General features: G+C 64.5%; 21 protein-coding genes. 10 read left to right on the plus strand and 11 right to left on the minus strand.

The genetic code is table 11. The features are described from left to right. Positions 1-7 precede the first annotated feature (7 nt). Genes BV95_RS12895 through nadB form a run of 3 tightly spaced genes read left to right on the plus strand, consistent with a single transcriptional unit; the run spans position 8 to position 3,027 of the window. Positions 8-949 (plus strand): ABC transporter ATP-binding protein, encoded by a 942-nt coding sequence (locus BV95_RS12895; RefSeq protein WP_037452472.1) that lies wholly within the window; start codon positions 8-10, stop codon positions 947-949. Then, positions 946-1,413 (plus strand): endonuclease domain-containing protein, encoded by a 468-nt coding sequence (locus BV95_RS12900; RefSeq protein ID WP_234703185.1) that lies wholly within the window; start codon positions 946-948, stop codon positions 1,411-1,413. Before BV95_RS12895 ends, BV95_RS12900 begins: the two co-directional genes overlap by 4 nt. A gap of 9 nt (positions 1,414-1,422) precedes the next feature. Beyond that, positions 1,423-3,027, plus strand: a complete 1,605-nt coding sequence (gene nadB, locus BV95_RS12905; protein ID WP_037452475.1) for an L-aspartate oxidase — start codon at positions 1,423-1,425, stop codon at positions 3,025-3,027. A gap of 267 nt (positions 3,028-3,294) precedes the next feature. On the opposite strand, the gene BV95_RS12910 is transcribed toward nadB, so the two are convergent. Further along, the gene (locus BV95_RS12910) at positions 3,295-4,131 is read right to left on the minus strand and encodes an alpha/beta fold hydrolase (protein WP_037452478.1); all 837 of its coding nucleotides are present in this window, start codon (positions 4,129-4,131) and stop codon (positions 3,295-3,297) included. Between the two features lie 157 nt (positions 4,132-4,288). Between BV95_RS12910 and BV95_RS12915 the strand changes: the two genes are divergently transcribed. Continuing rightward, the gene (locus BV95_RS12915) at positions 4,289-5,446 is read left to right on the plus strand and encodes a serine hydrolase (protein ID WP_409372088.1); all 1,158 of its coding nucleotides are present in this window, start codon (positions 4,289-4,291) and stop codon (positions 5,444-5,446) included. Positions 5,447-5,554: 108 nt separating this feature from the next. On the opposite strand, the gene metH is transcribed toward BV95_RS12915, so the two are convergent. The 4 genes from metH to BV95_RS12935 all read right to left on the minus strand — a co-directional run bounded on the left by metH (position 5,555) and on the right by BV95_RS12935 (position 11,326). Then, positions 5,555-8,155, minus strand: coding sequence for a methionine synthase (gene metH, locus BV95_RS12920; RefSeq protein ID WP_037452485.1), 2,601 nt, complete (start codon positions 8,153-8,155; stop codon positions 5,555-5,557). Positions 8,156-8,244: 89 nt separating this feature from the next. Then, a complete protein-coding gene (locus tag BV95_RS12925) occupies positions 8,245-9,291 on the minus strand; it encodes a homocysteine S-methyltransferase family protein (protein ID WP_037452487.1) in 1,047 nt (348 codons plus the stop codon). 137 nt (positions 9,292-9,428) lie between these two features. Beyond that, positions 9,429-10,358 (minus strand): methylenetetrahydrofolate reductase, encoded by a 930-nt coding sequence (gene metF / locus BV95_RS12930; RefSeq protein ID WP_037452489.1) that lies wholly within the window; start codon positions 10,356-10,358, stop codon positions 9,429-9,431. After that, positions 10,355-11,326, minus strand: a complete 972-nt coding sequence (locus BV95_RS12935) for an ArsR/SmtB family transcription factor (protein ID WP_037452492.1) — start codon at positions 11,324-11,326, stop codon at positions 10,355-10,357. The genes metF and BV95_RS12935 overlap by 4 nt, the downstream gene beginning before the upstream one ends. Before the next feature lie 214 nt (positions 11,327-11,540). Here BV95_RS12935 and BV95_RS12940 point away from each other — a divergent pair, with 214 nt between their 5' ends. Further along, on the plus strand, positions 11,541-11,768 hold the full coding sequence (locus BV95_RS12940; protein WP_013848678.1) for a hypothetical protein: 228 nt from the start codon (positions 11,541-11,543) through the stop codon (positions 11,766-11,768). A gap of 129 nt (positions 11,769-11,897) precedes the next feature. Here BV95_RS12940 and BV95_RS12945 read toward each other — a convergent pair whose 3' ends face one another. Beyond that, entirely contained in the window at positions 11,898-12,308 is a 411-nt protein-coding gene (locus BV95_RS12945) for a glycine zipper 2TM domain-containing protein (protein ID WP_013848677.1), read from the minus strand. A gap of 242 nt (positions 12,309-12,550) precedes the next feature. Here BV95_RS12945 and BV95_RS12950 point away from each other — a divergent pair, with 242 nt between their 5' ends. Continuing rightward, positions 12,551-13,537: an esterase-like activity of phytase family protein gene (locus BV95_RS12950; protein ID WP_037452496.1), complete on the plus strand. Its 987-nt coding sequence runs from the start codon at positions 12,551-12,553 to the stop codon at positions 13,535-13,537. A gap of 227 nt (positions 13,538-13,764) precedes the next feature. Here the strand turns inward: BV95_RS12950 and rpmB are convergent, their stop codons facing one another. Then, the gene (rpmB, locus tag BV95_RS12955; RefSeq protein WP_037452498.1) at positions 13,765-14,058 is read right to left on the minus strand and encodes a 50S ribosomal protein L28; all 294 of its coding nucleotides are present in this window, start codon (positions 14,056-14,058) and stop codon (positions 13,765-13,767) included. A 148-nt stretch (positions 14,059-14,206) separates the two neighbouring features. On the opposite strand from rpmB, the gene BV95_RS12960 reads away from it, so the two are divergent. Together BV95_RS12960 and BV95_RS12965 are read left to right on the plus strand one after the other, a co-directional pair. Next, entirely contained in the window at positions 14,207-14,428 is a 222-nt protein-coding gene (locus tag BV95_RS12960) for a hypothetical protein (RefSeq protein ID WP_013848674.1), read from the plus strand. Positions 14,429-14,503: 75 nt separating this feature from the next. Then, positions 14,504-14,962, plus strand: a complete 459-nt coding sequence (locus BV95_RS12965; RefSeq protein WP_037452557.1) for a nucleoside deaminase — start codon at positions 14,504-14,506, stop codon at positions 14,960-14,962. Here the strand turns inward: BV95_RS12965 and BV95_RS12970 are convergent. After that, the gene (locus tag BV95_RS12970; protein WP_037452501.1) at positions 14,924-16,825 is read right to left on the minus strand and encodes a hypothetical protein; all 1,902 of its coding nucleotides are present in this window, start codon (positions 16,823-16,825) and stop codon (positions 14,924-14,926) included. The genes BV95_RS12965 and BV95_RS12970 overlap by 39 nt on opposite strands. 44 nt (positions 16,826-16,869) lie before the next feature. Between BV95_RS12970 and BV95_RS12975 the strand changes: the two genes are divergently transcribed. Beyond that, positions 16,870-17,286, plus strand: a complete 417-nt coding sequence (locus BV95_RS12975; RefSeq protein ID WP_037452505.1) for a GtrA family protein — start codon at positions 16,870-16,872, stop codon at positions 17,284-17,286. Between the two features lie 102 nt (positions 17,287-17,388). On the opposite strand, the gene BV95_RS12980 is transcribed toward BV95_RS12975, so the two are convergent. From BV95_RS12980 to BV95_RS12990, 3 genes are all read right to left on the minus strand, one after another. After that, complete coding sequence (locus tag BV95_RS12980; RefSeq protein ID WP_037452507.1) at positions 17,389-18,189, minus strand: LytR/AlgR family response regulator transcription factor; 801 nt, start codon at positions 18,187-18,189, stop codon at positions 17,389-17,391. Continuing rightward, positions 18,186-19,292: a sensor histidine kinase gene (locus BV95_RS12985; protein WP_007687467.1), complete on the minus strand. Its 1,107-nt coding sequence runs from the start codon at positions 19,290-19,292 to the stop codon at positions 18,186-18,188. The genes BV95_RS12980 and BV95_RS12985 overlap by 4 nt, the downstream gene beginning before the upstream one ends. A 96-nt stretch (positions 19,293-19,388) precedes the next feature. Continuing rightward, a complete protein-coding gene (locus BV95_RS12990) occupies positions 19,389-19,868 on the minus strand; it encodes a winged helix-turn-helix transcriptional regulator (protein WP_037452510.1) in 480 nt (159 codons plus the stop codon). A gap of 113 nt (positions 19,869-19,981) precedes the next feature. Here BV95_RS12990 and BV95_RS12995 point away from each other — a divergent pair, with 113 nt between their 5' ends. Further along, positions 19,982-22,087: a RelA/SpoT family protein gene (locus BV95_RS12995; RefSeq protein WP_037452511.1), complete on the plus strand. Its 2,106-nt coding sequence runs from the start codon at positions 19,982-19,984 to the stop codon at positions 22,085-22,087. The last annotated feature ends 317 nt before the right edge of the window (positions 22,088-22,404 follow it).

Here is a 22,404-nt window from a genome sequence, read left to right on the forward strand (position 1 = left end):
GGCAGCCATGACCGACACCGCCCCCTCCCCCGCCCCGCAAGCCGCCATCGAGATCACCAATCTCACCAAAGTGTATAAGGGCGGGAAGCGCGCGCTCGACAATATCAGCCTCTCCATCCCGCGGGGGCAGATTTACGGCCTGCTGGGGCCGAACGGGGCGGGCAAGTCGACCACGATCAACATCCTTGCGGGCCTTGTGAACAAGACCAGCGGCAGCGCGAGGATATGGGGCTTCGACATCGACCAGAACCCCCGCAACGCCAAGAACAGCATCGGCATCGTGCCGCAAGAGATCGTCTTCGATCCCTTCTTCACCCCGTTTGAGACGCTGGAGAACCAGGCGGGCTATTATGGCGTGCCGAGGGACCGTCGCCGGTCGATGGAATTGCTGCGCGCCGTGCATCTGGAGGATAAGGCCAACGCCTATGCCCGCACCCTGTCGGGCGGCATGAAGCGCCGGTTGCTGGTGGCGAAGGCGATGGTGCATTCGCCGCCGATCCTGGTGCTGGACGAGCCGACCGCAGGGGTCGACGTGCAGCTCCGCCAGCAGCTTTGGGCCTATGTGCGGGAATTGAACCGGCAGGGCGTGACCATCGTGCTGACGACCCACTATCTGGAAGAGGCCGAGCAATTGTGCGACCGCATCGGCATCATCAACCATGGCAAGCTGATCACCGACAAGCCGACCCGCGAACTGATCGCCATGGCGCAGGAAAAGGTGGTGCAGGTGACGGTCGACCGCGACGTCGCGACCCCGCCCGCCGACCCCTGTTTCGAGAAGATCGAACTGTCGGACGAGCGCACGCTGACCATCACCTATATGAAGAACCGCGCCAATGCCGGGCAGGTGCTGAGCGCCGTGCAGGCGAGCGGGCTGGCGATCGTCGATGTGGTGACGCGCGATCCGGATCTGGAGGATGTGTTCCTGAACCTGACCGCGGCGGCGTGAGGGAAGAGGCTCATGCTGTTCCCCCTCCCGCTGGCGGGAGGGGTCGATCAGAGTCACGTGCCTCTGATCGAGGGGGTGGGCTGGCGCAACCTTTCAAACCGCGCGCTACCGCTCGCGCAAAAGAGCTGCGCAACGCCGCTCCAACAGCAGAACGGCTATTATGGCAGCAACTGCGCAGCCGAAAACTGGGTTGCAAGTTCAGCCGCCAGATGCCGGTCGGCCCCTATTTCGCGGACTTCCTGTGCCGTGAACTGAAACTCATCATCGAACTGGATGGCGAAAGCCATGATTACAGCGTGGGATATGACTCGCGCCGAGACGATTTCTGCCGTTCCCAGGGCTATCGAATCTTGCGCTTTTCAAATGTCGATGTGATGGAAAATCTCGAAGGCGTTGTGTCGCATGTTCAGGCGACGCTTGCGCAGGCCCACCCCCAGCCCCTCCCGCCAGCGGGAGGGGAGTAAGAAGAACCCATGCCCATCACCACCTATGACGTCGTCATCATCGGCTCCGGCGCGGCGGGGCTGACGGCCGCCATCAACCTGGCGCAGGACCGCAAGGTCGTGGTGCTGGCCAAGGGCGCGCTGGACGGGGGGTCGACCAACTGGGCGCAGGGGGGGATTGCCGCCGTGCTCGACGGGGGCGACAGTTTCGAAGCGCATATAGAGGATACGATGGTCGCGGGCGCGGGGCTGAACGACCGCAGCACCGTCGAGTTCGTCGTTTCCGAAGCGCCCGCCGCCATCGAGCGGCTGGCGGAACTGGGCGTGCCCTTTAACGGCGGCGAGGAATTCGGGGAACGCTGGCATCTGACGCGGGAGGGCGGCCACAGCCATCGACGCATCGTCCATGTCGACGACGCCACCGGCCATGCCGTTCAGGTCGCCCTGCTGAAGGCCGCCCGCGCCAATCCCAACATCACCCTGCTGGAGGATCGGGTCGCCATCGACCTGATCACCAGCCGCCATGGGGAGCGCTATTCGGGCAACGGCCATGTCTGGGGCGTCTACGCCTTCAACAAGCAGAGCAAGCATGTCGACGCCATATTGGGCAGGGCGACGATCCTGTGCACCGGGGGCGCGGGGCGGACTTATCTCTTCTCCACGGCGCCCAGGGGCGCGACGGGGGATGGCATCGCCATGGCGTGGCGCGCGGGTTGCCGCGTCTCCAACATGGAGATGAACCAGTTCCACCCGACCTGCCTCTACAATCTGGAGGTCAAGAATTTCCTGATCACCGAGGCCGTGCGCGGCGAGGGCGGGCATTTGAAGCTGCCGCCCGGCGTCCCCGGCGGCGGCGAACGCTTCATGCCCCGCTTCGACAAGCGCGGCGAGCTGGCGCCCCGCGATGTGGTGGCCCGCGCCATCGACCATGAGATCAAGCGGCTGGGCCTGGACTATGTCCATCTGGATATCAGCCACAAGCCGCCGGAATTCGTGCGGACCCATTTCCCGACCATCTATGCGCGCCTGCTGGACCTGGACATCGACATCACGAAGGAGCCGATCCCGGTCGTCCCGGCGCAGCATTATACGTGCGGCGGCGTGGTGATCGACCTGGACGGGCGCACCGACCTGCCCGGCCTTTATGCGGCGGGGGAAGTGACCGAGAGCGGGCTGCACGGGGCGAACCGGCTCGCGTCCAATTCCCTGCTGGAATGTTTCGTCTTCGGGGAGGCCGCCGCCCGGCATATCCGCGCCCATTGGGACGAACTGCCCGCGCCGCCGCCCGTCCGCCCGTGGGACGAAAGCCGCGTCACCAACTCCGACGAAGAGGTCATCGTCCAGCATAACTGGAAGGAAATCCGCCGCTTCATGTGGGACTATGTCGGCATCGTCCGCACCACCAAGCGGCTGGAGCGCGCCCAGCATCGCATCGACCTGCTGGCCAAGGAAGTGGACGAATATTACGGCCATTTCCGCGTGACGCCCGACCTGATCGAACTGCGCAACCTGCTGGAGGTGGCGCGGCTGGTCGTGCGGTCCGCGTTGCAGCGCAAGGAGAGTCGGGGGCTTCACTATACGCTCGACTATCCGGACATGCTGCCGCAGGCGGTGGACACGGTGCTGGCGCCTTAGGACAGGGTGGAGAGCGGGCCTATCCAAAACTGGGAGGGGGACCGCTGTGAGGCGGTGGAGGGGAATGGGGCGCGACCTCCGAAACTTCCCCTCCACCACCGCTTTCAGCGGCGGTCCCCCTCCCCACGCTTCGCGTAGGGAGGATTAAAGCGTCCCCAAAAAAAGTGGCGCAGCGGTCCATCGCGCTGCGCCATGAGGGGGGAGGAGTGACGCTGCAAGCGCCGTCATCCTTATGGGCGGGCCGTGCCGCCGCTGCTTTGATCCGCGTCAAACCGTCTTCAGAAAATCGCCCAGCACCGCGTTGAAGCGCGCGGGCTGGTCCGCCATGACGACATGGCCGCTGGGGCCGATGGGGACCAGCCGGACGCCGCGCTTGGCGGCATAGGCGGTGCGAAAGGTGCGGCCGATCTGGCCCGCCTGCGCCGCGTCGTCGCCCACGGCATAGACCACCTCCATCGGCGCGGTCAGCCGCGCCAGTTGCGGCCCCAGATCGACATTGGCGAGGTCGCGCAGCGCATTGGCGATCACGTCCGGATCGCTGCCCTGCGCGCCCGGCATCTCCGCCAGCATCTGCGCCAGATAGGCCCGCCCCGCCTTGGTCCCCGTGAAATATTGGCCTAGCTGGTCGGCCAGGAAGCCCATGCCCTGCGCCGTGCCGCCGACCATCGCCGCCCCTTCGGGCAGCATGTCGACCACCATCAGCCGCCCGGCCAGCCCCTTCAATCCCAGCAGCATCGCCAGCGTGCCGCCCATGCTGTGGCCGACGATGGCGGGCCGGTCCAGCCCCGCTGCCGCGATATAGCGCGCGATCTCGTCCGCCAGCGGCTGGACCAGCGGGCCGCTGGCGTTGGCGTCCGCAGGGAGGCCCGCGAAGCCCCGGACATGGACCAGATGCCAGCGATAACCGGGCAGCGCCCCGACCACCCCGTTCCACAGCCCCGGCCCGCTCGCCAGCCCGGCGATCAGCACGACGTCCCGCCCCGCCCCGCGGGTCGTCACCGCGATCCGGCGGGATGCGAAGGGCGCCGCCCACGCCTTTGCGGGCAGCATGCCGCCCGCCAACAGGGCCGCCGCACCCTGCATCATGCTTCTTCTGTTCATCATCGACGCTTTCTTGCAGCCCGCCGCCTGAACCTCAACTGAGTTAAGGCGCATCCCGTTCAGCCTCCTTACATCGCATTTGTGGAATCATTCGTCGCATGATTCTTGTCACCCGGCGCGGGTCTGAACCCTAATGGATAAGGAGAGTGCGGGGATTTTGATGATCATGACGAAGGGAGGGCGCGGCAAGCGTCCAAATCGCGGCAGCAATGGCGGCTGGGGCCGTCCTGTGTTGTTGATGGCGGCGCTTTCGGCCTGCGTCAGCGCGCCGCAGCAACCCTATGCGGCGGTCCAGCAGCGGCCGCAGCCCTCCACCGCGACCTTCCCGATCAAGCCGGTCGCCAATCCGCCCAAGCCGTTCGAGGCGCTGAAGGTCGACCAGCGGGAGACGCCGCCGCCCGGACTGGTCAGCGTGGTCCGCAGCCTGGGGCAAAGCTTCAACGGCAAGGTCGGCATCGCCGTGCGCCGCATCGGCAGCGACTGGACGGTCGCGTGGAACGGCAATCTGCTCTTCCCGCAGCAGAGCGTGTCGAAGCTGTGGGTGTCGATGACCTTCCTCGACGCGGTGGACCGGGGCAAGATCCGCCTGAGCGACAGCACCACCATCACGAAGAAGGATCTGACCCTCTTCCACCAGCCGACCGCCGCTCTGGTGGGCAATTCGGGCTGGACGACCACCTATTCCGACCTGATGCGCCGCGCCATGACGCAGAGCGACAATACCGCCAACGACACGCTGTTGCGCGCCGTCGGCGGGCCGGACGCGGTGCGCGGCTATCTGGCGCGGCGGTACATCAAGGATATTCGTTTCGGGCCGGGCGAGCGGCTGCTGCAATCGACCACGGCGGGGCTGGAATGGCGGCAGGATTATTCGATCGGCCGCAATTTCTACGCCGCCCGCGCCAAGCTGCCCATGGCGGCGCGGCAGAAGGCGCTGGACAATTATCTGGCCAGCCCGCCGGACGGGGCCGCGCCATCCTCCATCGTGCAGGCGCTGGCGAAGTTGAAGCAGAACGACATGCTGTCGCCTGCATCGTCGCAACTGCTGATGTCGATCATGAGCGAGGCGAAGACCGGGCCACAGCGGATCAAGGGCGGTGTGCCGACGGGGTGGCATTATCTGCACAAGACCGGCACGGGCCAGGAATTGGGCGCGCGCTCGACCGGGTTCAACGATATCGGCATTATGACCGCGCCGGATGGGACCAGCTATGCCGTGGCGGTGATGATCGGCAGCACCACCGAACCGATCCCCACGCGCTGGCAGTTGATGCAGGCGGTGGCGAAGGCGGTGGCGGCGAACCACGAGGCGCGGTAGGCTTCCGTCATTCCCGCGAAGGCGGGAATCCATCTCCTGACCATGCATCAAGTCCGTTCTTATGGGAGATGGATTCCCGCCTTCGCGGGAATGACGGAGGAGTAGGATTCAATCCAAATTCGGCCGCAGCCAGCGTTCCGCCGTTTCCATATCCACGCCGCGCCGCTGGGCGTAATCCTCCAACTGGTCGCGTCCGACCCGCGCTACGCCGAAATATTCGGCCTGCGGGTGCCCGAAGTAGAAGCCGCTGACCGCCGCCGTCGGCAACATCGCGAAGCTTTCCGTCAGGGTGACGCCGGTTGCGTGGTGCGCGTCGAGCATGTCGAACAGCAGTGGCTTCAGGCTGTGTTCCGGGCAGGCGGGATAGCCCGGCGCGGGGCGGATGCCGCGATATTGTTCCTTGATCAGCGCTTCGTTGGTAAGCTGCTCCCCCTCGGCATAGCCCCAGAGCGCCGTCCGCACATAATGGTGCAGCCGCTCGGCGAAGGCTTCGGCCAGACGGTCGGCCAGCGCCTTGAGCAATATGTCCGAATAATCGTCGATGGCGTTCTTGAACCGCGCCAGATGCGGCTCGATGCCATGGATCGACACGGCGAAACCGCCCATCCAGTCGCCGTCATGGCTGATGAAGTCGGCCAGGCACATATTGGCCCGCCCCTCCCTCTTCGCGATCTGCTGGCGCAGCATGGGAAGCGTGACATGTTTTTCATCCTCGACATGGACGATGATGTCGTCGCCCTCCCGGCGGCAGGGCCACAGGCCCGCCACGCCGCGAGCCGTCAGCCACTTCTCGTTGATGACGCGGTCCAGCATCGCCTGCGCGTCGTTGAACAGGCTGGTCGCGCTTTCGCCGACCACCTCGTCGTCCAGGATCGCGGGATAATTGCCCGCCAGTTCCCAGGCGCGGAAGAAGGGCGTCCAGTCGATATAGTTGCGCAGATCCTTCAAATCCCAATCCGGGAAGCGATGGACGCCGGGCAGGCGGGGCTTGCCGGGTTTCAGGCTCTCATCGATCTCAAAGGCGTTGTCGCGGGCTTCCTCTATGCTGAGCAGCTTGCTCTGCCCCTTGTTCGCGCGGGCGACGCGGACATGTTCATAATCGTCCTTGGTCTTCTGGACGAAATCATTCTTCTGCGTTTCGGAAACGAGCGCCGTCGCCACGCCGACCGCGCGGCTGGCGTCCAGCACATGCACCACCGGTCCCGTGAACGCCGGATCGATGCGCAGCGCGGTGTGCACCCGCGATGTCGTCGCCCCGCCGATCAGCAGCGGCATGGTCATCTCCGCCCGCTGCATCTCCGCAGCGACCGTCACCATCTCGTCCAGCGAGGGGGTGATCAGGCCCGACAGTCCGATCATGTCGGCGTCATGATCGTTCGCGGCCTTGATGATGTCCTGCCAGGGCACCATCACGCCCATGTCGACCACCTCGAAGCCGTTGCACTGGAGCACGACGCCGACGATATTCTTGCCGATATCGTGGACGTCGCCCTTGACCGTGGCCATGATGATCTTGCCCTTGCCCTTGGCGCCGGGTTCCTTCGCCGCCTCGATGAAGGGGAGGAGGTGCGCGACCGCCTTCTTCATGACGCGGGCGGATTTGACGACTTGCGGCAGGAACATCTTGCCCGCGCCGAACAGGTCGCCGACCACGTTCATGCCGTCCATCAGCGGGCCTTCGATCACCTGGATGGGCTTTTCGGCAGCGAGGCGGGCTTCCTCCGTATCCTCGACCACATACATGTCGATGCCCTTGACCAAAGCATGCTCCAGCCGCTTGGCGACCGGCCAGCCGCGCCATTCCTGCGCCGCCTTTTCCGACGCGGCGTCCTTGCCCTTGTAGCTTTCCGCCAGCGCAACGAGGCGGTCGCCCGCTTCGGGATCGCTGTTCAGCAGCACATCCTCGCACGCCTTGCGCAGCGCCGGGTCGATGGCGTCATAGACGTCAAGCTGCCCCGCATTGACGATGGCCATGTCGAGGCCGGCGGGAATGGCGTGGTAGAGGAAGACGCTGTGCATCGCCCGCCGCACCGGCTCATTGCCGCGGAAGGAGAAGCTGAAGTTCGACAGGCCGCCGGAAATATGGACGTGCGGACAGCGCTTCTTGATTTCCCGGCACGCCTCGATGAAGTCGAGGCCGTAATTGTTATGCTCCTCGATCCCGGTCGCCACGGCGAAGATATTGGGGTCGAAGATGATGTCCTCCGGCGGGAAGCCGATGGACAGCAGCAGCTTGTAGGCGCGTTCGCAAATCTCGACCTTGCGGTCCTTCGTGTCGGCCTGGCCGGTTTCGTCGAAGGCCATGACGACCACCGCCGCGCCATAGGCCATGCAGAGGCGGGCGTGATGCAGGAAGGCTTCCTCGCCCTCCTTCATGCTGATGGAGTTCACGACCGGCTTGCCGGAGACGCATTTCAGGCCCGCCTCGATCACTTCCCATTTCGAGGAGTCGATCATCACCGGAACGCGGCTGATGTCCGGTTCGGAGGTCATGAGCTTCAGGAAGGTGGTCATCGCCTCGACCGCGTCGAGCAGGCCTTCGTCCATGTTGACGTCGACGATCTGCGCGCCGTTCTCCACCTGATCGCGGGCGATGTCGATGGCCGCGGCATAGTCGCCCGCCATGATCAGCTTCTTGAACTTGGCCGAACCGGTGACGTTGGTGCGTTCACCGATGTTGACGAAAGTGGCGGTCGATTGCTGGGTCATTCTAACAATATCCGTTCGCTTCGAGCGAAGTCGAGAAGCGGTTGTGCGCCCGTGTCTCGACTTCGCTCGACACGAACGGAGGCTGGGATTCAGGCCGCGATGTGCATGGGTTCGAGGCCCGCGAGCCGCGTCACCACGGGCAGTTCCGGCACCTGACGCGGCTTCTGCCCCGCCAGCGCCCTCGCCACCGCGCCGATATGCGCGGGCGTGGTGCCGCAGCAGCCGCCGACCATGTTCACCAGCCCCTCATCCACCCACTGGCGGATCAGCTTCGCCGTCGTTTCGGGCAGTTCGTCATATTGGCCCAGTTCGTTGGGCAGGCCCGCATTGGGATAGGCCAGGATCAGCGTATCGGCATTCTTCGCCAGTTCGGAGAGATAGGGCCGCAGCAAATCCGCCCCGAAGGCGCAGTTCACGCCGATGGTCAGCGGCTTCAAATGCCGCAGCGAATACCAGAAGGCGTTGATCGTATGGCCCGACAGGTTGCGGCCTGACATGTCGGTGATGGTGAAGCTGAGCATCAGGGGCACGGGCCGTCCGGCCGCCGCCTCCGCTTCCCGCGCCGCCATGCCCGCCGCCTTGGCGTTCAGCGTGTCGAAGCAGGTCTCCACCAGCAGGAAGTCCACCCCGCCCTCGATCAGCGCGTCGCATTGCTCGCGATAGTCGGCCTTGAGCGTGTCGTAATCGACCTCGCGATAGGCGGGGTCGTTCACGTCGGGGGAGATCGACAGGGTCTTGTTCGTCGGGCCGATGGACCCGGCCACGAAGCGCGGGCGGGCGTCCTTCGCCGTCGCCTTCTCGCACGCGGCGCGGGCCAGCTTCGCGGCGGCGACGTTGATGTCCCGCACCAGATGTTCGCAGCCATAATCGGCCATGGCAATCTTGGTGGAGGAGAAGGTGTTGGTCTCGATCATGTCCGCGCCCGCGTCGAGATAGGCGGCATGGATGCCCTCTACTATGTCCGGGCGAGTGAGGCACAGAAGGTCGTTATTGCCCTTCTGGTCCTTCGGCAGGTCGAGATTCCCGCGATAATCCGCCTCGGTCAGGCCGTGCTTCTGGATCGACGTGCCGTAGCCGCCGTCGAAGATCATGATCTTTTCCGCCGCCACGGCGCGGAATTGTTGTTCGGGAGTCATTCCACCAAACTCGCTTCCTGAATAACCACCGTTCGTCCTGAGTAGGGGCTGAGCTTGTCGAAGACCCGTATCGAAGGACAGTCCTTCGATACGCCATTTCGACAGGCTCAATGGCTACTCAGGACGAACGGAAAATTTCAAACCGCATTTGTCGCCACCGGCCGCAGCCCCAGCAGATGGCAGATCGCATAGCTGAGTTCCGCCCGGTTGAGCGTATAGAAATGAAAGTCGCGCACCCCGCCCGCATAAAGCTTCCGGCACAGTTCCGCCGCCAGCGTGGCGGAGACGAGTTGCCGGGCGGCGGCGTGGTCGTCCAGCCCCTCGAACAGCTTGCCCATCCAGCCGGGCACGTCGGTGTTGCACATGGCCGACATGCGCTGGACCGCCGCGAAATTGCTGACCGGCATGATGCCGGGGATGATGTCCGCGTCGATCCCCGCCGCCGCGACCGTATCGCGAAAGCGGAAGAAGGTCTCCGGTTCGAAGAAGAATTGCGTGATCGCCCGCGTCGCGCCCGCGTCCAGCTTGCGCTTGAGGTTATCGATGTCGCTCTGCGCGCTCTGCGCGTCGGGATGGGTTTCCGGATAAGCGGCCACCGAAATCTCGAACGGGTGACGTTTCACCAGCCCTGCGACCAGTTCCGCCGCGCCCTTATAGCCTTCCGGATGGGGCTCGAACTTCGCGCCCATTTCCGGCGGATCGCCGCGCAGGGCGACGATATGCCGCACGCCCGCTTCCCAATAGGCGTCGGCCACCTCGTCGATCTCGGCCTTGCTCGCCGCGACGCAGGTCAGGTGCGCCGCCGCCGACAGGGGCGTCTCCTTCGCGATGCGGGCCACGGTGTTGTGCGTCCGCTCCCGCGTCGATCCGCCCGCGCCATAGGTGACCGACACGAATTTCGGCGCCAGCGGCGTCAGCGTCTGGATGGCGGACCAAAGTTGCTCCTCCATCTTCTCCGACTTGGGGGGGAAGAATTCGAAGCTCACATTCACGTCGCCCGCCAGATCGGCATAGAGCGGCGCCTGCCACGCCTGGGCCGCTTCGACGGAGGGGAAACCAAGGGTCATGCGGAAAGTCGTCCTTCGATAGGCAGGACGCGCGCGCCACGGCGCCGTCCCAGCCATAATTGCACCGTCAGTTCCTGGCCGGGCAGCACCTCCACCCGCTCCAGTTCCAGTCCCGCTTGCCGGAACCAGCTTTCGATCTGCTCGTCGGAAAAGCCCAGGCGCGCATGCTGGTCGCGCAGCCGGAGTTCCTCCCGTTCATGGGCCGCGAAATCGGCGATCAGCACCCGGCCGCCCGCCGCCGTCACCCGCGCCGCTTCCTCGATCACCGCTTCGGGGGCCTGCGCATAGTGCAGCACCTGATGCAGCACCACGGTGTCGGCGCTGCCCGGCTCCAGCGGCAGGGCGCCGAAATCGCCCAGCACCAGCGCATATTTGTCGCCCGCATCCTCCGGCAGCTTGGCGCGGGCCAGCCGCAACATGTCGGGGCTGCGGTCCAGCGCCGTCACCTGATCCGCCGACGGGCCGAACAATTCGATCATGCGCCCGGTGCCGGTGCCGATGTCGAGCAGATGGCCGATCGGCTCCGCCCCCAGCAGCGCGGTCATCGCCGCCTCCACATCGCCCTCCGGCACGTGCAGCGACCGGATCGCGTCCCATAGCTCGGCATGTTCGGCGAAATAGCTTTCCGCCGCCTGGGCGCGGTCCGCCCGTACCGCAGCAAGCCGGGCCAGGTCGGCCTTCTGCCACAGAAGTTCGCCCTCCGACGGGACAAGCTGGTCGAACAGCGTCAGGAAAGGCGCGATTTCCGGTCCTTTGCCCAGGCGCAGGAAAACCCAATTGCCTTCCTTGCGCCGTTCCACCAGATCGGCTTCGGCCAGGATGCGGACATGGCGCGACACGCGGGGCTGGCTTTGCCCGACGACCTGCGCAATCTCACCCACGGCCAGTTCCATGGCGCGCAACAGATGGATGATGCGCAGCCGCGTGGGGTCGCCCAATGCCCGGAAAATGTCGAGTGCCGCGCTCATGACAGGATCATATAAAGAAATCTTTATATACGTCAATGGCCGTTCGGACCGCGCCCTTCCCGCCCCTTCCAGCCCCAAATCACGGGCTTGGCGCATGATTGGGATTGCCATGAGTCGCCGGATTCATTACGAATCGGCCCGCAGACGCAATGGGGGGTGAACTTTTCTCCGAGAGTGGTCTGCGCCGTTATTATTCTCAGAGAGGGGTTAACCCATGACCAAGTCGATTGCTCTTTCGCTCGTTCTCGCCGCGTCGCTCGGCCTGGCCGCCTGCTCGGGCGGTGCGGAAAATGCCGCCAACAACGCCGCCAATGCTGCCGAGAATGCTTCGAATGCTGCCGACAACGCCATGAACGCCGCGCTGAACGCTGCCGACAACGCTTCGAACGCCGCTTCGAACGTTGCCAACACCGCGAGCAACGCTGCTGCGAACGCGATGTAATTCCCTTTCGGGAATGTCTGGAAAGGGGCCGCGCCGGAAACGGAGCGGCCTTTTTCTTTGCCCTGAGCAGACGAAAAAAGGGCCGCCCCGATGGAGCGGCCCTCTTTCGTTCGTCCTTCCGGCGCTGGATCAGCAATCCCGGTCGATGGCGCGCCCGGCAAGTGCGCCCACGCCCGCGCCGATGATCGCGCCCGTCGTACCATCGCCGCGACGGCCATAGCGGCCGCTGCCCTTGCCGACTTCATTGCCGAGCAGGCCGCCGGCGATCGCGCCGATGATGGTGCCGCCCGTGCCATTGTCCCGGCAGCGATAGCCGCCGCGATAACCGCGATAGCGATAGCCGTCGCCGCGATAATAGCCGCCGCCCCGATAATAGCCGTCGCGATAGCCGCGGTAGCCCCGGTCGCCGCGATAATAGTCGCCGCGTTCATAATGGCGGCCCCAGCCGTCGCGGGCCATGGCGGGCGTCGCGGTGGCGGCCAGGGAAGCAGCGCCCATCGCCAGCGCCGCGCCCAGATTGATCAGGAATTTCGTCTTCATGGCGTTGCTCCTCGACTATGCCATCGGCTCGTCCGTGCCGGGACTCGCCATCGATTGACGCCCTTTTGCCCGATTCGCATTGAGCCGAGCCTGAATGGCCATGTCAGCCATCGTTCAGCTAAGCGCCGTGTCATCCACGACCACGACCAACATCATCGCGCTTTTCGGGCCGCAAGGCCAGCGGGGACGATGCCCGGCGAAAAACCCTTCACGCCACGCGATAATATCCTATGGCAAGGGCGATGCGCCGAATCCTGATCGTCCTGCTGCTTGCGATCCTGCTCCTGCCCGCGCCGCACAAGAACAAGCCCGAACCCTTCGCCGCCGGTCCGCTGCTGGTGAGCGCGCGCGCCCTGCCGCTGAACGCCGCCGATCCCGGCCAGCGCGACCTGGGGCCGCTTCATTATCTGGGCGGATGGCAACTCAGCAGCGCGCATCATGGGTTCGGCGGCATATCATCCCTGCTGGCGGAGCCGGACGGGCAGATATTGGCGCTCAGCGATTCCGGCACGCTGATGGGCTTTCACGTCGGTTCCGGCCGGGCGGAGCGGCGGCCGTTCATCGCCCCCCTCCCCATCCGGCCGCAGGACCGCGACCGCCCCTGGTGGGCCTGGGATTCGGAGGCGATGGCCCGCGATCCCGCGACCGGGCGATATTGGGTGGGGTTCGAGTTGCAGCAGATGATCTGCCGCTATTCGCCCGGCTTCGCCCGCGTGGAGGCATGCCGCACCTGGCCGGAGATAGAGGCCTGGCCCGAAACCGGATCGATCGAATCGCTGGCGCGGCTGCCCGACGGGCGGTTCCTGGTGCTGGCGGAGATGGGCATGACCGCCGACGGCAGCCATGACGCGCTGCTGTTCGCGGGCGACCCGGCGGAGGCCGCGACTGCGCGCCCCATGCACCTGCGCTATGTGCCGCCGCGGGGCTATCGCCCGACCGACGCGGTGGCGCTGGACGCGCGGCATGTGCTGGTGCTCAACCGGCGGCTGACCTTGCAGTCATTGTTCACCGCGACGCTGGCGATGGTCGAGCTGCCGGAAAGGCCGCGACCCGGCGACCGGCTTAAGGCGCGGGCGCTGGCCCGGCTGGCGCCGCCGCTGCTGGCCGACAATTTCGAGGGGCTGGCCGTGACGCGGGAGGGCGGGCGCCGGATCGTCTGGATCGCGTCCGACGATAATCATGAATTCTTCCAGCGGACCCTGTTGCTGAAATTTGGGTTGGATTTTTAATCCTCCCCATCGGGAGATGGGGAGGGTCGAAGAGAGGCACGTGACTCTCTTCGACGGCCGAAGGCTGGTGGAGGGGAATGGGGCACGACCTGCGTATTTCCCCTCCACCACTCGCTCCGCGAGCGGTCCCCCTCCCCACGCTTCGCGTAGGGAGGAATTATATTGGGCCAACGCAAAAAAGCGGCCCGTTGCGGGGCCGCTCTTTCAAGCGAACGAAGCGGAGGGAATCAGGCCGCGACGGCGGTCTTCTTCTTCGCGATGTCGCGCTTCAGGCGACGGGCCTTCAGCGACAGCTTCTCGTCGCTGGTCTTCAGCAGCCAGTTGTCCAGGCCGCCATTATGTTCGACCGAACGCAGACCATGGGTCGACACGCGCAGCTTCACGGTCGTTTCCAGCGCTTCGGAGATCAGCGACACGTTCTGCAGGTTGGGCAGGAACACGCGCTTGGTCTTGTTATTGGCGTGGGAAACATTGTGACCCACCTGGCGGCCCTTGCCGGTCAGCTCGCAAATGCGCGACATAGTCAATCAACCTTGTAATTCGGGTTCGTTCGGAAAGCGGCGCCGATAACGGGATTCCCGGCGCACGTCAACCCGCCCGGAGCCTTTCGGGGCCGCAACCCTTTCCGACTCATGAGCGTTGACGCCCCATAAGCCAAAGGAGGCCGAAATGCGATTCATTGGTGGCTTGGTGCTGATTTTGTTGCTGGTTCTGGCTGGCGGCATCGCGACTGGCTTCATCGACCTGCAAAAGACGCAGGAGGGAAGCCTGCCGGATGTGGCGGTCAAGGGCGGCTCCCTGCCCAAATATGAGGCCAATGTGGCCAAGGTCGAGGTCGGCAAGCGCAAGGAAACGGTCGAAGTGCCGACGGTGGATGTGAAGAAGCCGTGAGATAGGGCTTAGCCTGTAAAAGACGCACCCTGTTCCCCCTCCCCCTGCGGGCCGCCATCCTCTATGGGTGAGGCCATGTCTTCGCCCTTTCCCCTGCCTGATGCCATGCGGCGCGCCCTGGACCTTGCCCGCAGCGCCGCGGAAGCGGGGGAGGTTCCCATTGGCGCGGTCGTTACGCTTGATGGCCGGATCGTTGGGGAGGGCGAGAATCGCAACCGGCGCGACAATGACCCCACCGCCCATGCCGAAATCGTCGCGATCCGGGCGGCGGCGGCGCTTCTGGGGGATTTCCGGCTGAACGGCTGCGACCTGTGGGTCACGCTGGAGCCTTGCGCCATGTGCGCGGGCGCGATCTCCCACGCGCGCATCGCCCGCCTCTATTATGCCGCCGCCGATCCCAAGGGCGGCGCCATTGAGCAGGGACCGCGCTTCTTTACGCAGCCGCAATGTCTGCACCGGCCCGAAGTCTATGGCGACCTCGCCCAAGCCGAGGCATCAACGCTGCTGCGGGACTTTTTCGTCGCCCGGCGCTGAATAATCGATGCGGTAGAGGGTGTAGGGCAGCGTCATGCCGGTCCGCAGCGTCACGGGCTTCAGCCAGTTCGGCACATCGCCCCGCATCAGCGCCGCATAAAAGCCTTTGGGACTGCGCGACTGGTAGATGGTGCCTTCGGGGAAGCCGGGGCAGACCAGCAAATAGGTGGCGTGATGCTTCGCCGCGATCGGGCGGAACGCCTCCGCCGGGCCGTCATAGGCGTGGTGCATGTCCAATATGGTCGCGCCGTTGCGGTGATAGGGACCGGCGATGGCGCTATGGTGGGTGGCGACGATCAGGCGCGGACCGAGGTCGACCATGGTGAAGATGGTCGCCGCGGGCACCTGATTCAGCACCTCCAGCGCGGGAAGCGTGCGGCAGCGGCCATTGGCCTTGTCTATCGCCTTGCGGCGGGCCTGGAGCGCAGGTTTCGGCGGCTTGGGCTGCTCCCCCGTGGTCTTGACCCAGAATTGGTTGATCTGCGGATAGAGCGGCGTCGCGAAGGCCGCCACGCCCAGCAGCGCGGCGCCCGCCGCCGCCAGACCGCGCGCCAGTGGTCGCCCGCTTCCAATGAGGCACAGCAGGCGATAGGCCGCCCAGGCCGCAGGGGGGATGGCCAGCAACTGGGCCGCCGGGCCTGCGCGCAACTGCCAGAAGAGCAGGGCGGTCGAAAAGAGCATCATCAGGCCGACCGTGGCCCAGGCCCAGAGTCGGTCGCCGTCGCGCCGCGAATCCCACAGCGCCCAGATCAGGCCGAAAAGGCCCGCGACCGGTATCGCCATCAGCGGCACGATCAGGCTGCGCGCCTGTACGGTGATCGGCTTGGCCTCGCGGATGTTGGCGAGCCACAGGCGGTCCAGTTCGGGCGAGATCTGATAGGCGCCGGACAGGCATTGCGGCCAATTGAGCCAGGCGAAGGCCGCCACCGCCGCGCCTACCACCAGCCCCGCGCCCAGCCGCGCAGGCCAGTTTCTGAGCGGCAGAAGCGCCAGCAGCGCCATCCCCGCCGAAGCCGTGGCGAAGATCGCGACCCAGATGGGTGAGATGGCGTCGCACACCATTTCCCGATTGGCGTAGCTGGCAAAGAGCAGGAACAGGATGGACGTCGCGCCCCCCAGGCTGAGCGCATAGGGCAGCATCCGCCGCGCCGCGCCATCCTTGAACACCCAGCGCAGCGCGATCAGCGCTCCGCCGGCGGCCAGATAGACGATCATCTCCATGCCGATGGCGATGGACAGGGCGCTGCTGACCCCCGCGACGATGCCGCCGCGCAGCCAGTTGCGGTCGATCAGCCCCGCCAGCATCAGCACGGTGAAGGTCAGTTGCCAGCCATGATGGTCGATCCGCATCGGCACGAACATGCCGATGCCCATCTGCGCGGCGAAGGGGGCGAGGGCGGCCAGGAACCAGCTATTCCCCCCCGCCAGCCGCCGGGCGATGAAGCCCAGCCCCAGCATCAGCGGCAACAGCGGCAGCATCGGCGCGATGCCGCAGGCCAGCCGGTCGGCCAGCCCCTGATCCAGAAAGGCGCGGAAGAACAGCATCAGCCCCGCGAGCGGCAGGTCCACCAGCCGCGACCAGTGGATGTTGAACCCGGCGGGCGGGTCGAGCCGATATTGCCGCAGGTCATACCAGCCCTGCCCCGCCAGCCAGTCCCTCACCTGGAGGAAGCGGATATTGTCGTCCGTATCGCTAAGCGTCAGCCAATGGATTTGCGGCCAGCGCATCGTGAACAGGCAGGCCATGGCGCCGATCCACAGCAGGACGGTCAGCCATTTCCAGTTCCGCTCCGCATGATGGGACAATTTCGTCGCCAGGGGAGCGATACGGGCGCGCAGGGCTGGCCAGCTTTGCAGTTTCATGGCCGGTGGATTAGAGGCTCCGCATCAAAGCGCAACGGGGCGGCATGAAAATCCTACAAATCTTCACACCGGAAAAACAGGCGCTGTTCTGGCAGATCGTTCGTTACGGCCTGACCGGGCTGTTCGTGACGGCCTGCCAGGCGGCGATCTACTGGACGCTGGCCGCACCGGTGGGGCTGCATCCGCAGGTCGCCAACGGCATCGGCTATCTGGCGGCGGTGGCGATCGGCTATGTGACGCATAGCAGCTTCACCTTTCGCGGGCATGGCGGGCGCGACAATCAGGCGGCGCGGGGGTTTCGCTTCGTCGCGGTGTCGCTGGTGAGCTATGCGCTGAACGCGCTGTGGGTGTGGCTGTGCGTCACCCATATGCGATGGCCGGAATGGTCGCCCATCCCGGCCATGCTGTTCGTGACGCCCGCGCTGGTGTTCGGGCTGAATCGGCAGTGGGTGTTTCGGTGAAGAAATAAGGCGTGGGGGCGCGATTGCCTGCGCCCTGCCGTCTGGAGCTCGCTTCGCTCGCTGCCCACCCCCGGCCCCTCCCGCTTGCGGGAGGGGAGGTTGTTAGTGCACGAACCGCGCCACGACGTCGCGATAGGAGCGGCTGACCTTCACCTGTGCGCCGGATTCCAGCACCAGGAAACATTCGCCGTTGGTGTGCGGCTTCACCTGCCGCACCTGGCTGAGGTTCACGATGGTGGAGCGGTGCACGCGCTGGAAATTGCGCGGGTCCAGCCGCTTTTCCAGATCCTTCATCGTCTCACGCAGGATCAGCGAATTGTCGGCGGTATAGATGCACATATAGTCGCCCGCCGCATCGATCCGTTCGATCGAATCCACGTCCACGCGGAAAATCTGCCCGCGATCCTTGATGTTGATGAGCTTTTCGAAGCGGTTGGCGGCGGGCGCGTCGCCCTCCCCCGCAAAATCGTTCATCGCGTCCGGCGCGACTTCGGCCAGCACTTCGCGCAGCTTTTCCGCTTCCTGCACCTGCTTCTTTTCGGACAGGCGCTGGCGCACCCGGTCCAGCGCGTCGGCAAGGCGGCCTTCCTCCACCGGCTTCATCAGATAGTCGACGGCCTGCGCCTCAAAAGCGCGGATCGCATGGTCGCTATAAGCAGTGCAGAAGATGAAGAGCGGCGGTTCCACCTCCATCAGCCCCTGCACGACGGAAAATCCGTCGAAGCCGGGCATTTGAATGTCGAGGAACACAAGGTCGGGCTTGTGCGTCTTTATGGCGCGGATGGCTTCACGGCCGTTGGAACAGGTTTCTACGATTTCGACATCCTCATGCGCTTCCAGACGCAGCTTAAGGCCTTGGATAGCCAGGCTTTCGTCGTCGACGAGGATTGTTCTTATGGTCATGCGGCCACTCTCGATGGTTCATCCAGGTTAAGCGGCATTTCGATCAGGACCGAAAAGCCGCCAGGCGTGGAACGCGTTTCGAAGCTCTGTCGTTCCCCGAAGGCCTGAATAAGCCTGTCGCGGATGTTCGCCAGACCAACGCCCGTGCCTTCGCTGACGGGATTGTTCGGGCGGGTGAACCCCTCATTCAATCCCGGACCCGTATCGGATACGATGATCCGGACGTTTTCACCGGCAGGCTGCGCCGTGACGGAGATTTCCGCGCCTTCCTCCTTGGGCGTGACCGCATATTTGATCGCATTTTCGACGAGCGGCTGGAGCAGGAGGGAGGGCAGGCGCGACTGCGCCACCGCCGGATCGATGTTGAAAACGGGGCGCAGGCGATCCTCGAACCGCATCTTCTCAATCTCCAGATAGAGTTTCAGCGTCTCTATCTCCTGCTCGATCGTCACCTGCGCGGTCGGTTCGTTGATCAACGTGTAGCGCAGGAAGGAGGACAGGCGGGACAGCATCGCATTGGCCCGGTCGGTCTGCTTCAGCAGCACCAGGGTCGAGATGCTGTTGAGCGTATTGAACAGGAAATGCGGATTGAGCTGATAGCGCAGCATGGCGAGTTGCGCGCTGGACGCCTGATTTTCCAGCCGGAGCAACTGGTCCGCCTGCTCCTCCACCGTCAGGTAGAAGTTGATCGCATAATAAAGCGCCGACCATGCGCCCAGCAGGGTCATGGAGAGGTAGAAGGCGCCCAGGAACAGTTGCAGCCCCGCCGTGTCGCTGCCCCGGTTCTGGGTCGAAAACACCCAGGCGTCGATGAACGCCACCAGGCCCGCCGCGACCACAACGGTGACGATGGACGCGCCCCAGGTGACGATCGGCCGTTGACGCTGGAGGAAGCGGAACACCACCGCGATCAGCAGCGTCACCGAATAGCCCGACACGGTCGATATCATCACCGGGATCAGGCTGGAAAGCGGCTGCCCATTGGCGATGGTGGACGACCCGCGCAGCAGGAAGGCCCCGGCCCATCCCACCGACTGGAGGTTCCAGAAAGCGCGGTTCTTGTCCGCGAAAAAGGGTTGGGGCTGGAAACGATGCACTGACATTGGCGTCAGCCTAAAGCATCAGGGGCTGTCAGAACAACCGTCATGCTGAACTTGTTTCAGCATGACTGGCAGATGCAGGGCGCACCCCCATTATCGTCAGGCGGCGGCCGCTTCCTGCCGGAGCGGCGTTTCCTCATCGACGCAGAGCCAGATCAGGTCGCTCGGCTCCAGTTCCCGGCCGTCATGGGCCTGGATGGTCATCTTGCGGATCGGTTGCCGATCGCGGCTGTCGGCCAGCACCTGGCAGTAAATGGGACCGCAGCCCCATTTTTCGCCCCATTGGCGCAGCGCGATCATGGCGGGTGCCAGATCCTCGCCCTTTTGCGTCAGGCGATATTCGACCTTGCGCCGGTCGCACTGCATCGGCTGACGCACCATGATGCCGTTTTCCACCAGCCGCGCGAGCCGATTCGCCAGGATGTTGCGGGCGATGCCGAGGATCGACTGAAACTCCTCGAAATGCCGGATTCCCGAAAGAGCGCCCCGCAAAATGAGGAACGACCAGCGTTCGACCATCACCTCCAATGCGCTGGGCAGCGCGCATTGTTCCAGATCCTGCGCAAGATTTTGTGTCATCGTCTTCACTTGATAGCTTAAAGCCACCCGCGTTGCAAAACTGCATCGCACTTGCCCCTAAATGGGATTTTTTTGTTGCGCTGCAAGGGTCATCGCGGACAATCGGTAGGGCAATGCTACGCCAATATGAACTTGTCGAACGGGTAAAGCGCTACGATCCGGATGCGGACGAAGCGATGATCAACCGCGCCTATGTGTTTTCGGTCCAGAAACATGGCAGCCAGAAGCGCGCCAGCGGAGACCCCTATTTCAGCCATCCGATTGAAGTCGCAGGCATTTTGACCGACTTCAACCTGGACGACCAGACCATCGTGACCGCGCTGCTGCACGACACGATAGAGGATACGCTGGTCACCTATGCGGAGATTGAGCAGGCCTTTGGCAAGGACGTCGCCAAGATGGTCGACGGCGTGACGAAGCTCAGCAAGATCGAGGCCATGTCCGAAAATGAGCGGGCGGCGGAGAATCTGCGCAAATTCCTGCTCGCCATGTCGGACGATATCCGGGTGCTGCTGGTGAAGCTGGCCGACCGGCTGCACAATATGCGCACGCTGCACTTCATCAAGAATGAGCAGAAGCGCCGCCGCATCGCCCGCGAGACGATGGACATCTATGCCCCGCTGGCGGAGCGGATCGGCATGTACGACTTCATGCGCGAGATGCAGTTGCTCGCCTTCCGCGAACTGGAGCCGGAAGCCTATGACAGCATCACCAAGCGGCTGGAACAACTGAAGGAAGGCGGCCATGACAAGGTCGACCGGATCGGCGCGGAACTGCAACTGCTGCTGGGCGGCAAGGGGCTGCCGGTCACGGTGTCGGGCCGGGAAAAGCATCCCTATTCCATCTGGAAGAAGATGCAGGAGCGCCATATCAGCTTCGAGCAACTGACCGACGTCATGGCGTTCCGCGTGATCACCGAGACGACGGAGGATTGCTACCGCGCATTGGGCGTCATCCACCAGACCTATAAAATGGTGCCAGGGCGGTTCAAGGATTATATCTCCACGCCCAAACGCAACGGCTATCGCTCGCTGCACACCACGGTCATCCATCAGGACAATGCCCGGATCGAGGTGCAGATCCGCAGCCGCGACATGCATCATGATGCCGAACTGGGTCTGGCGGCGCATTGGGCCTACAAGCAGCGCGGCGACGCCAGCGACCATCAGGCGGCGTGGCTGCGCGACCTGGTGGAAATATTGGAACAGAGCCAGGACGCGGACGAACTGCTCGAACATACGCGCATGGCGATGTATCAGGACCGCATCTTCGCCTTCTCCCCCAAGGGCGAACTGCACCAGTTGCCCAAGGGGTCGACCCCGGTCGACTTCGCCTATGCGGTGCATACGTCGCTGGGCAACCAGACGGTGGGCGCGAAGGTCAACGGCCGGGTCGTGCCGCTGCGCACCACGCTGGAAAATGGCGATCAGGTCGAGATATTGAAGTCGGAGGGGCAGGAGCCGCAGCCGGGCTGGCTGACCTTCGCCATCACCGGCAAGGCCCGCGCCGCCATCCGCCGCTATATCCGCCAGAAGCAGCGCGGCGAGGAAGTGGCGCTGGGCGAGAAGCTCTATGAAGAGATTATCGGCCGTTTCTCCCCCGAACTGGCGAGCGAACTGGGCGACAAGGCGCTGAAGGCGGCGTTGAAACGGCTGAAGCTGGATGATCGCGCTTCGCTGATGGTCGCCATCGCCACGCATCGCCTGCTCGATTCGGAGGTAATGGAGGCGCTTATTCCCGGCTCCACCAGCGCGGAGGGGATGGAGGAAGCTCATCCGCGCCAGCATGCTCCGGTCTCGATCCGCGGCCTGACGCCGGGCATCGCCTATAATCTGGGCGACTGCTGCCACCCCGTTCCCGGCGACCGCATCGTCGGCGTCCGCCGCACCGGAGAGCCGATCGAGGTTCACACCATCGACTGCCGCTCGCTGGAGGTGGATCAGGACGATGATTGGGTCGACCTGAGCTGGGACAGCAAGTCGAAGGGCGGCACGGCGCGGCTGTCGGTGATCGTGAAGAACCAGCCGGGCGCGCTGGCCGCCGTCACCAATGTGTTCGGCGCGACCAAGGCGAACATTCTGAACCTGCAACTGGTGAACCGCGAAGGGCCGTTCCACACCGACATCATCGATCTGGAGGTGGCGGACGCGCAGCATCTGAACCGGATTTTGTCGGCGCTGCGCGGGTTGGATACGGTGGTGCAGGCGGATCGGGTTTAGAACGGACCTATCCTATTCCTCCCCATCGGTAGATGGGGAGGGGGACCGCCGCTGAAAGCGGTGGTGGAGGGGAATGGGGCACGACCTCCGCATTTCCCCTCCACCACCGCCTTCGGCGGCGGTCCCCCTCCCCATGCTTCGCATAGGGAGGATTTGACAGGGCGCGGCCAAATCTGTAGGGGCGCGCTCAGCGGACCCCCTTGGGGGTCTTCCGTCCGAGACAGTTGGTGAAGGGAATATGCCCTTCTTAATTTCCAGCCTAGACGGGGAAAAGTTCTTTGCCGGCCGGGCGCAAGCGCCTGTCCGGGTCTGCCTGT

Origin of the sequence: Sphingobium chlorophenolicum (genome assembly GCF_000722875.1) — a bacterium.
Taxonomy (GTDB): Bacteria; Pseudomonadota; Alphaproteobacteria; order Sphingomonadales; family Sphingomonadaceae; genus Sphingobium; species Sphingobium chlorophenolicum.

Coding starts and splice junctions, on each gene's coding strand:
- BV95_RS12895 (WP_037452472.1), top strand. CDS start 8: ATGACCGACACCGCCCCCTCCCCCGCCCCGCAAGCCGCCATCGAGATC.
- nadB (WP_037452475.1), top strand. CDS start 1,423: ATGCCCATCACCACCTATGACGTCGTCATCATCGGCTCCGGCGCGGCG.
- BV95_RS12910 (WP_037452478.1), bottom strand. CDS start 4,131: ATGATGAACAGAAGAAGCATGATGCAGGGTGCGGCGGCCCTGTTGGCG.
- BV95_RS12915 (WP_409372088.1), top strand. CDS start 4,289: ATGATCATGACGAAGGGAGGGCGCGGCAAGCGTCCAAATCGCGGCAGC.
- metH (WP_037452485.1), bottom strand. CDS start 8,155: ATGACCCAGCAATCGACCGCCACTTTCGTCAACATCGGTGAACGCACC.
- BV95_RS12925 (WP_037452487.1), bottom strand. CDS start 9,291: ATGACTCCCGAACAACAATTCCGCGCCGTGGCGGCGGAAAAGATCATG.
- metF (WP_037452489.1), bottom strand. CDS start 10,358: ATGACCCTTGGTTTCCCCTCCGTCGAAGCGGCCCAGGCGTGGCAGGCG.
- BV95_RS12935 (WP_037452492.1), bottom strand. CDS start 11,326: ATGAGCGCGGCACTCGACATTTTCCGGGCATTGGGCGACCCCACGCGG.
- BV95_RS12940 (WP_013848678.1), top strand. CDS start 11,541: ATGACCAAGTCGATTGCTCTTTCGCTCGTTCTCGCCGCGTCGCTCGGC.
- BV95_RS12945 (WP_013848677.1), bottom strand. CDS start 12,308: ATGAAGACGAAATTCCTGATCAATCTGGGCGCGGCGCTGGCGATGGGC.
- BV95_RS12950 (WP_037452496.1), top strand. CDS start 12,551: ATGCGCCGAATCCTGATCGTCCTGCTGCTTGCGATCCTGCTCCTGCCC.
- rpmB (WP_037452498.1), bottom strand. CDS start 14,058: ATGTCGCGCATTTGCGAGCTGACCGGCAAGGGCCGCCAGGTGGGTCAC.
- BV95_RS12960 (WP_013848674.1), top strand. CDS start 14,207: ATGCGATTCATTGGTGGCTTGGTGCTGATTTTGTTGCTGGTTCTGGCT.
- BV95_RS12965 (WP_037452557.1), top strand. CDS start 14,504: ATGTCTTCGCCCTTTCCCCTGCCTGATGCCATGCGGCGCGCCCTGGAC.
- BV95_RS12970 (WP_037452501.1), bottom strand. CDS start 16,825: ATGAAACTGCAAAGCTGGCCAGCCCTGCGCGCCCGTATCGCTCCCCTG.
- BV95_RS12975 (WP_037452505.1), top strand. CDS start 16,870: ATGAAAATCCTACAAATCTTCACACCGGAAAAACAGGCGCTGTTCTGG.
- BV95_RS12980 (WP_037452507.1), bottom strand. CDS start 18,189: ATGACCATAAGAACAATCCTCGTCGACGACGAAAGCCTGGCTATCCAA.
- BV95_RS12985 (WP_007687467.1), bottom strand. CDS start 19,292: ATGTCAGTGCATCGTTTCCAGCCCCAACCCTTTTTCGCGGACAAGAAC.
- BV95_RS12990 (WP_037452510.1), bottom strand. CDS start 19,868: ATGACACAAAATCTTGCGCAGGATCTGGAACAATGCGCGCTGCCCAGC.
- BV95_RS12995 (WP_037452511.1), top strand. CDS start 19,982: ATGCTACGCCAATATGAACTTGTCGAACGGGTAAAGCGCTACGATCCG.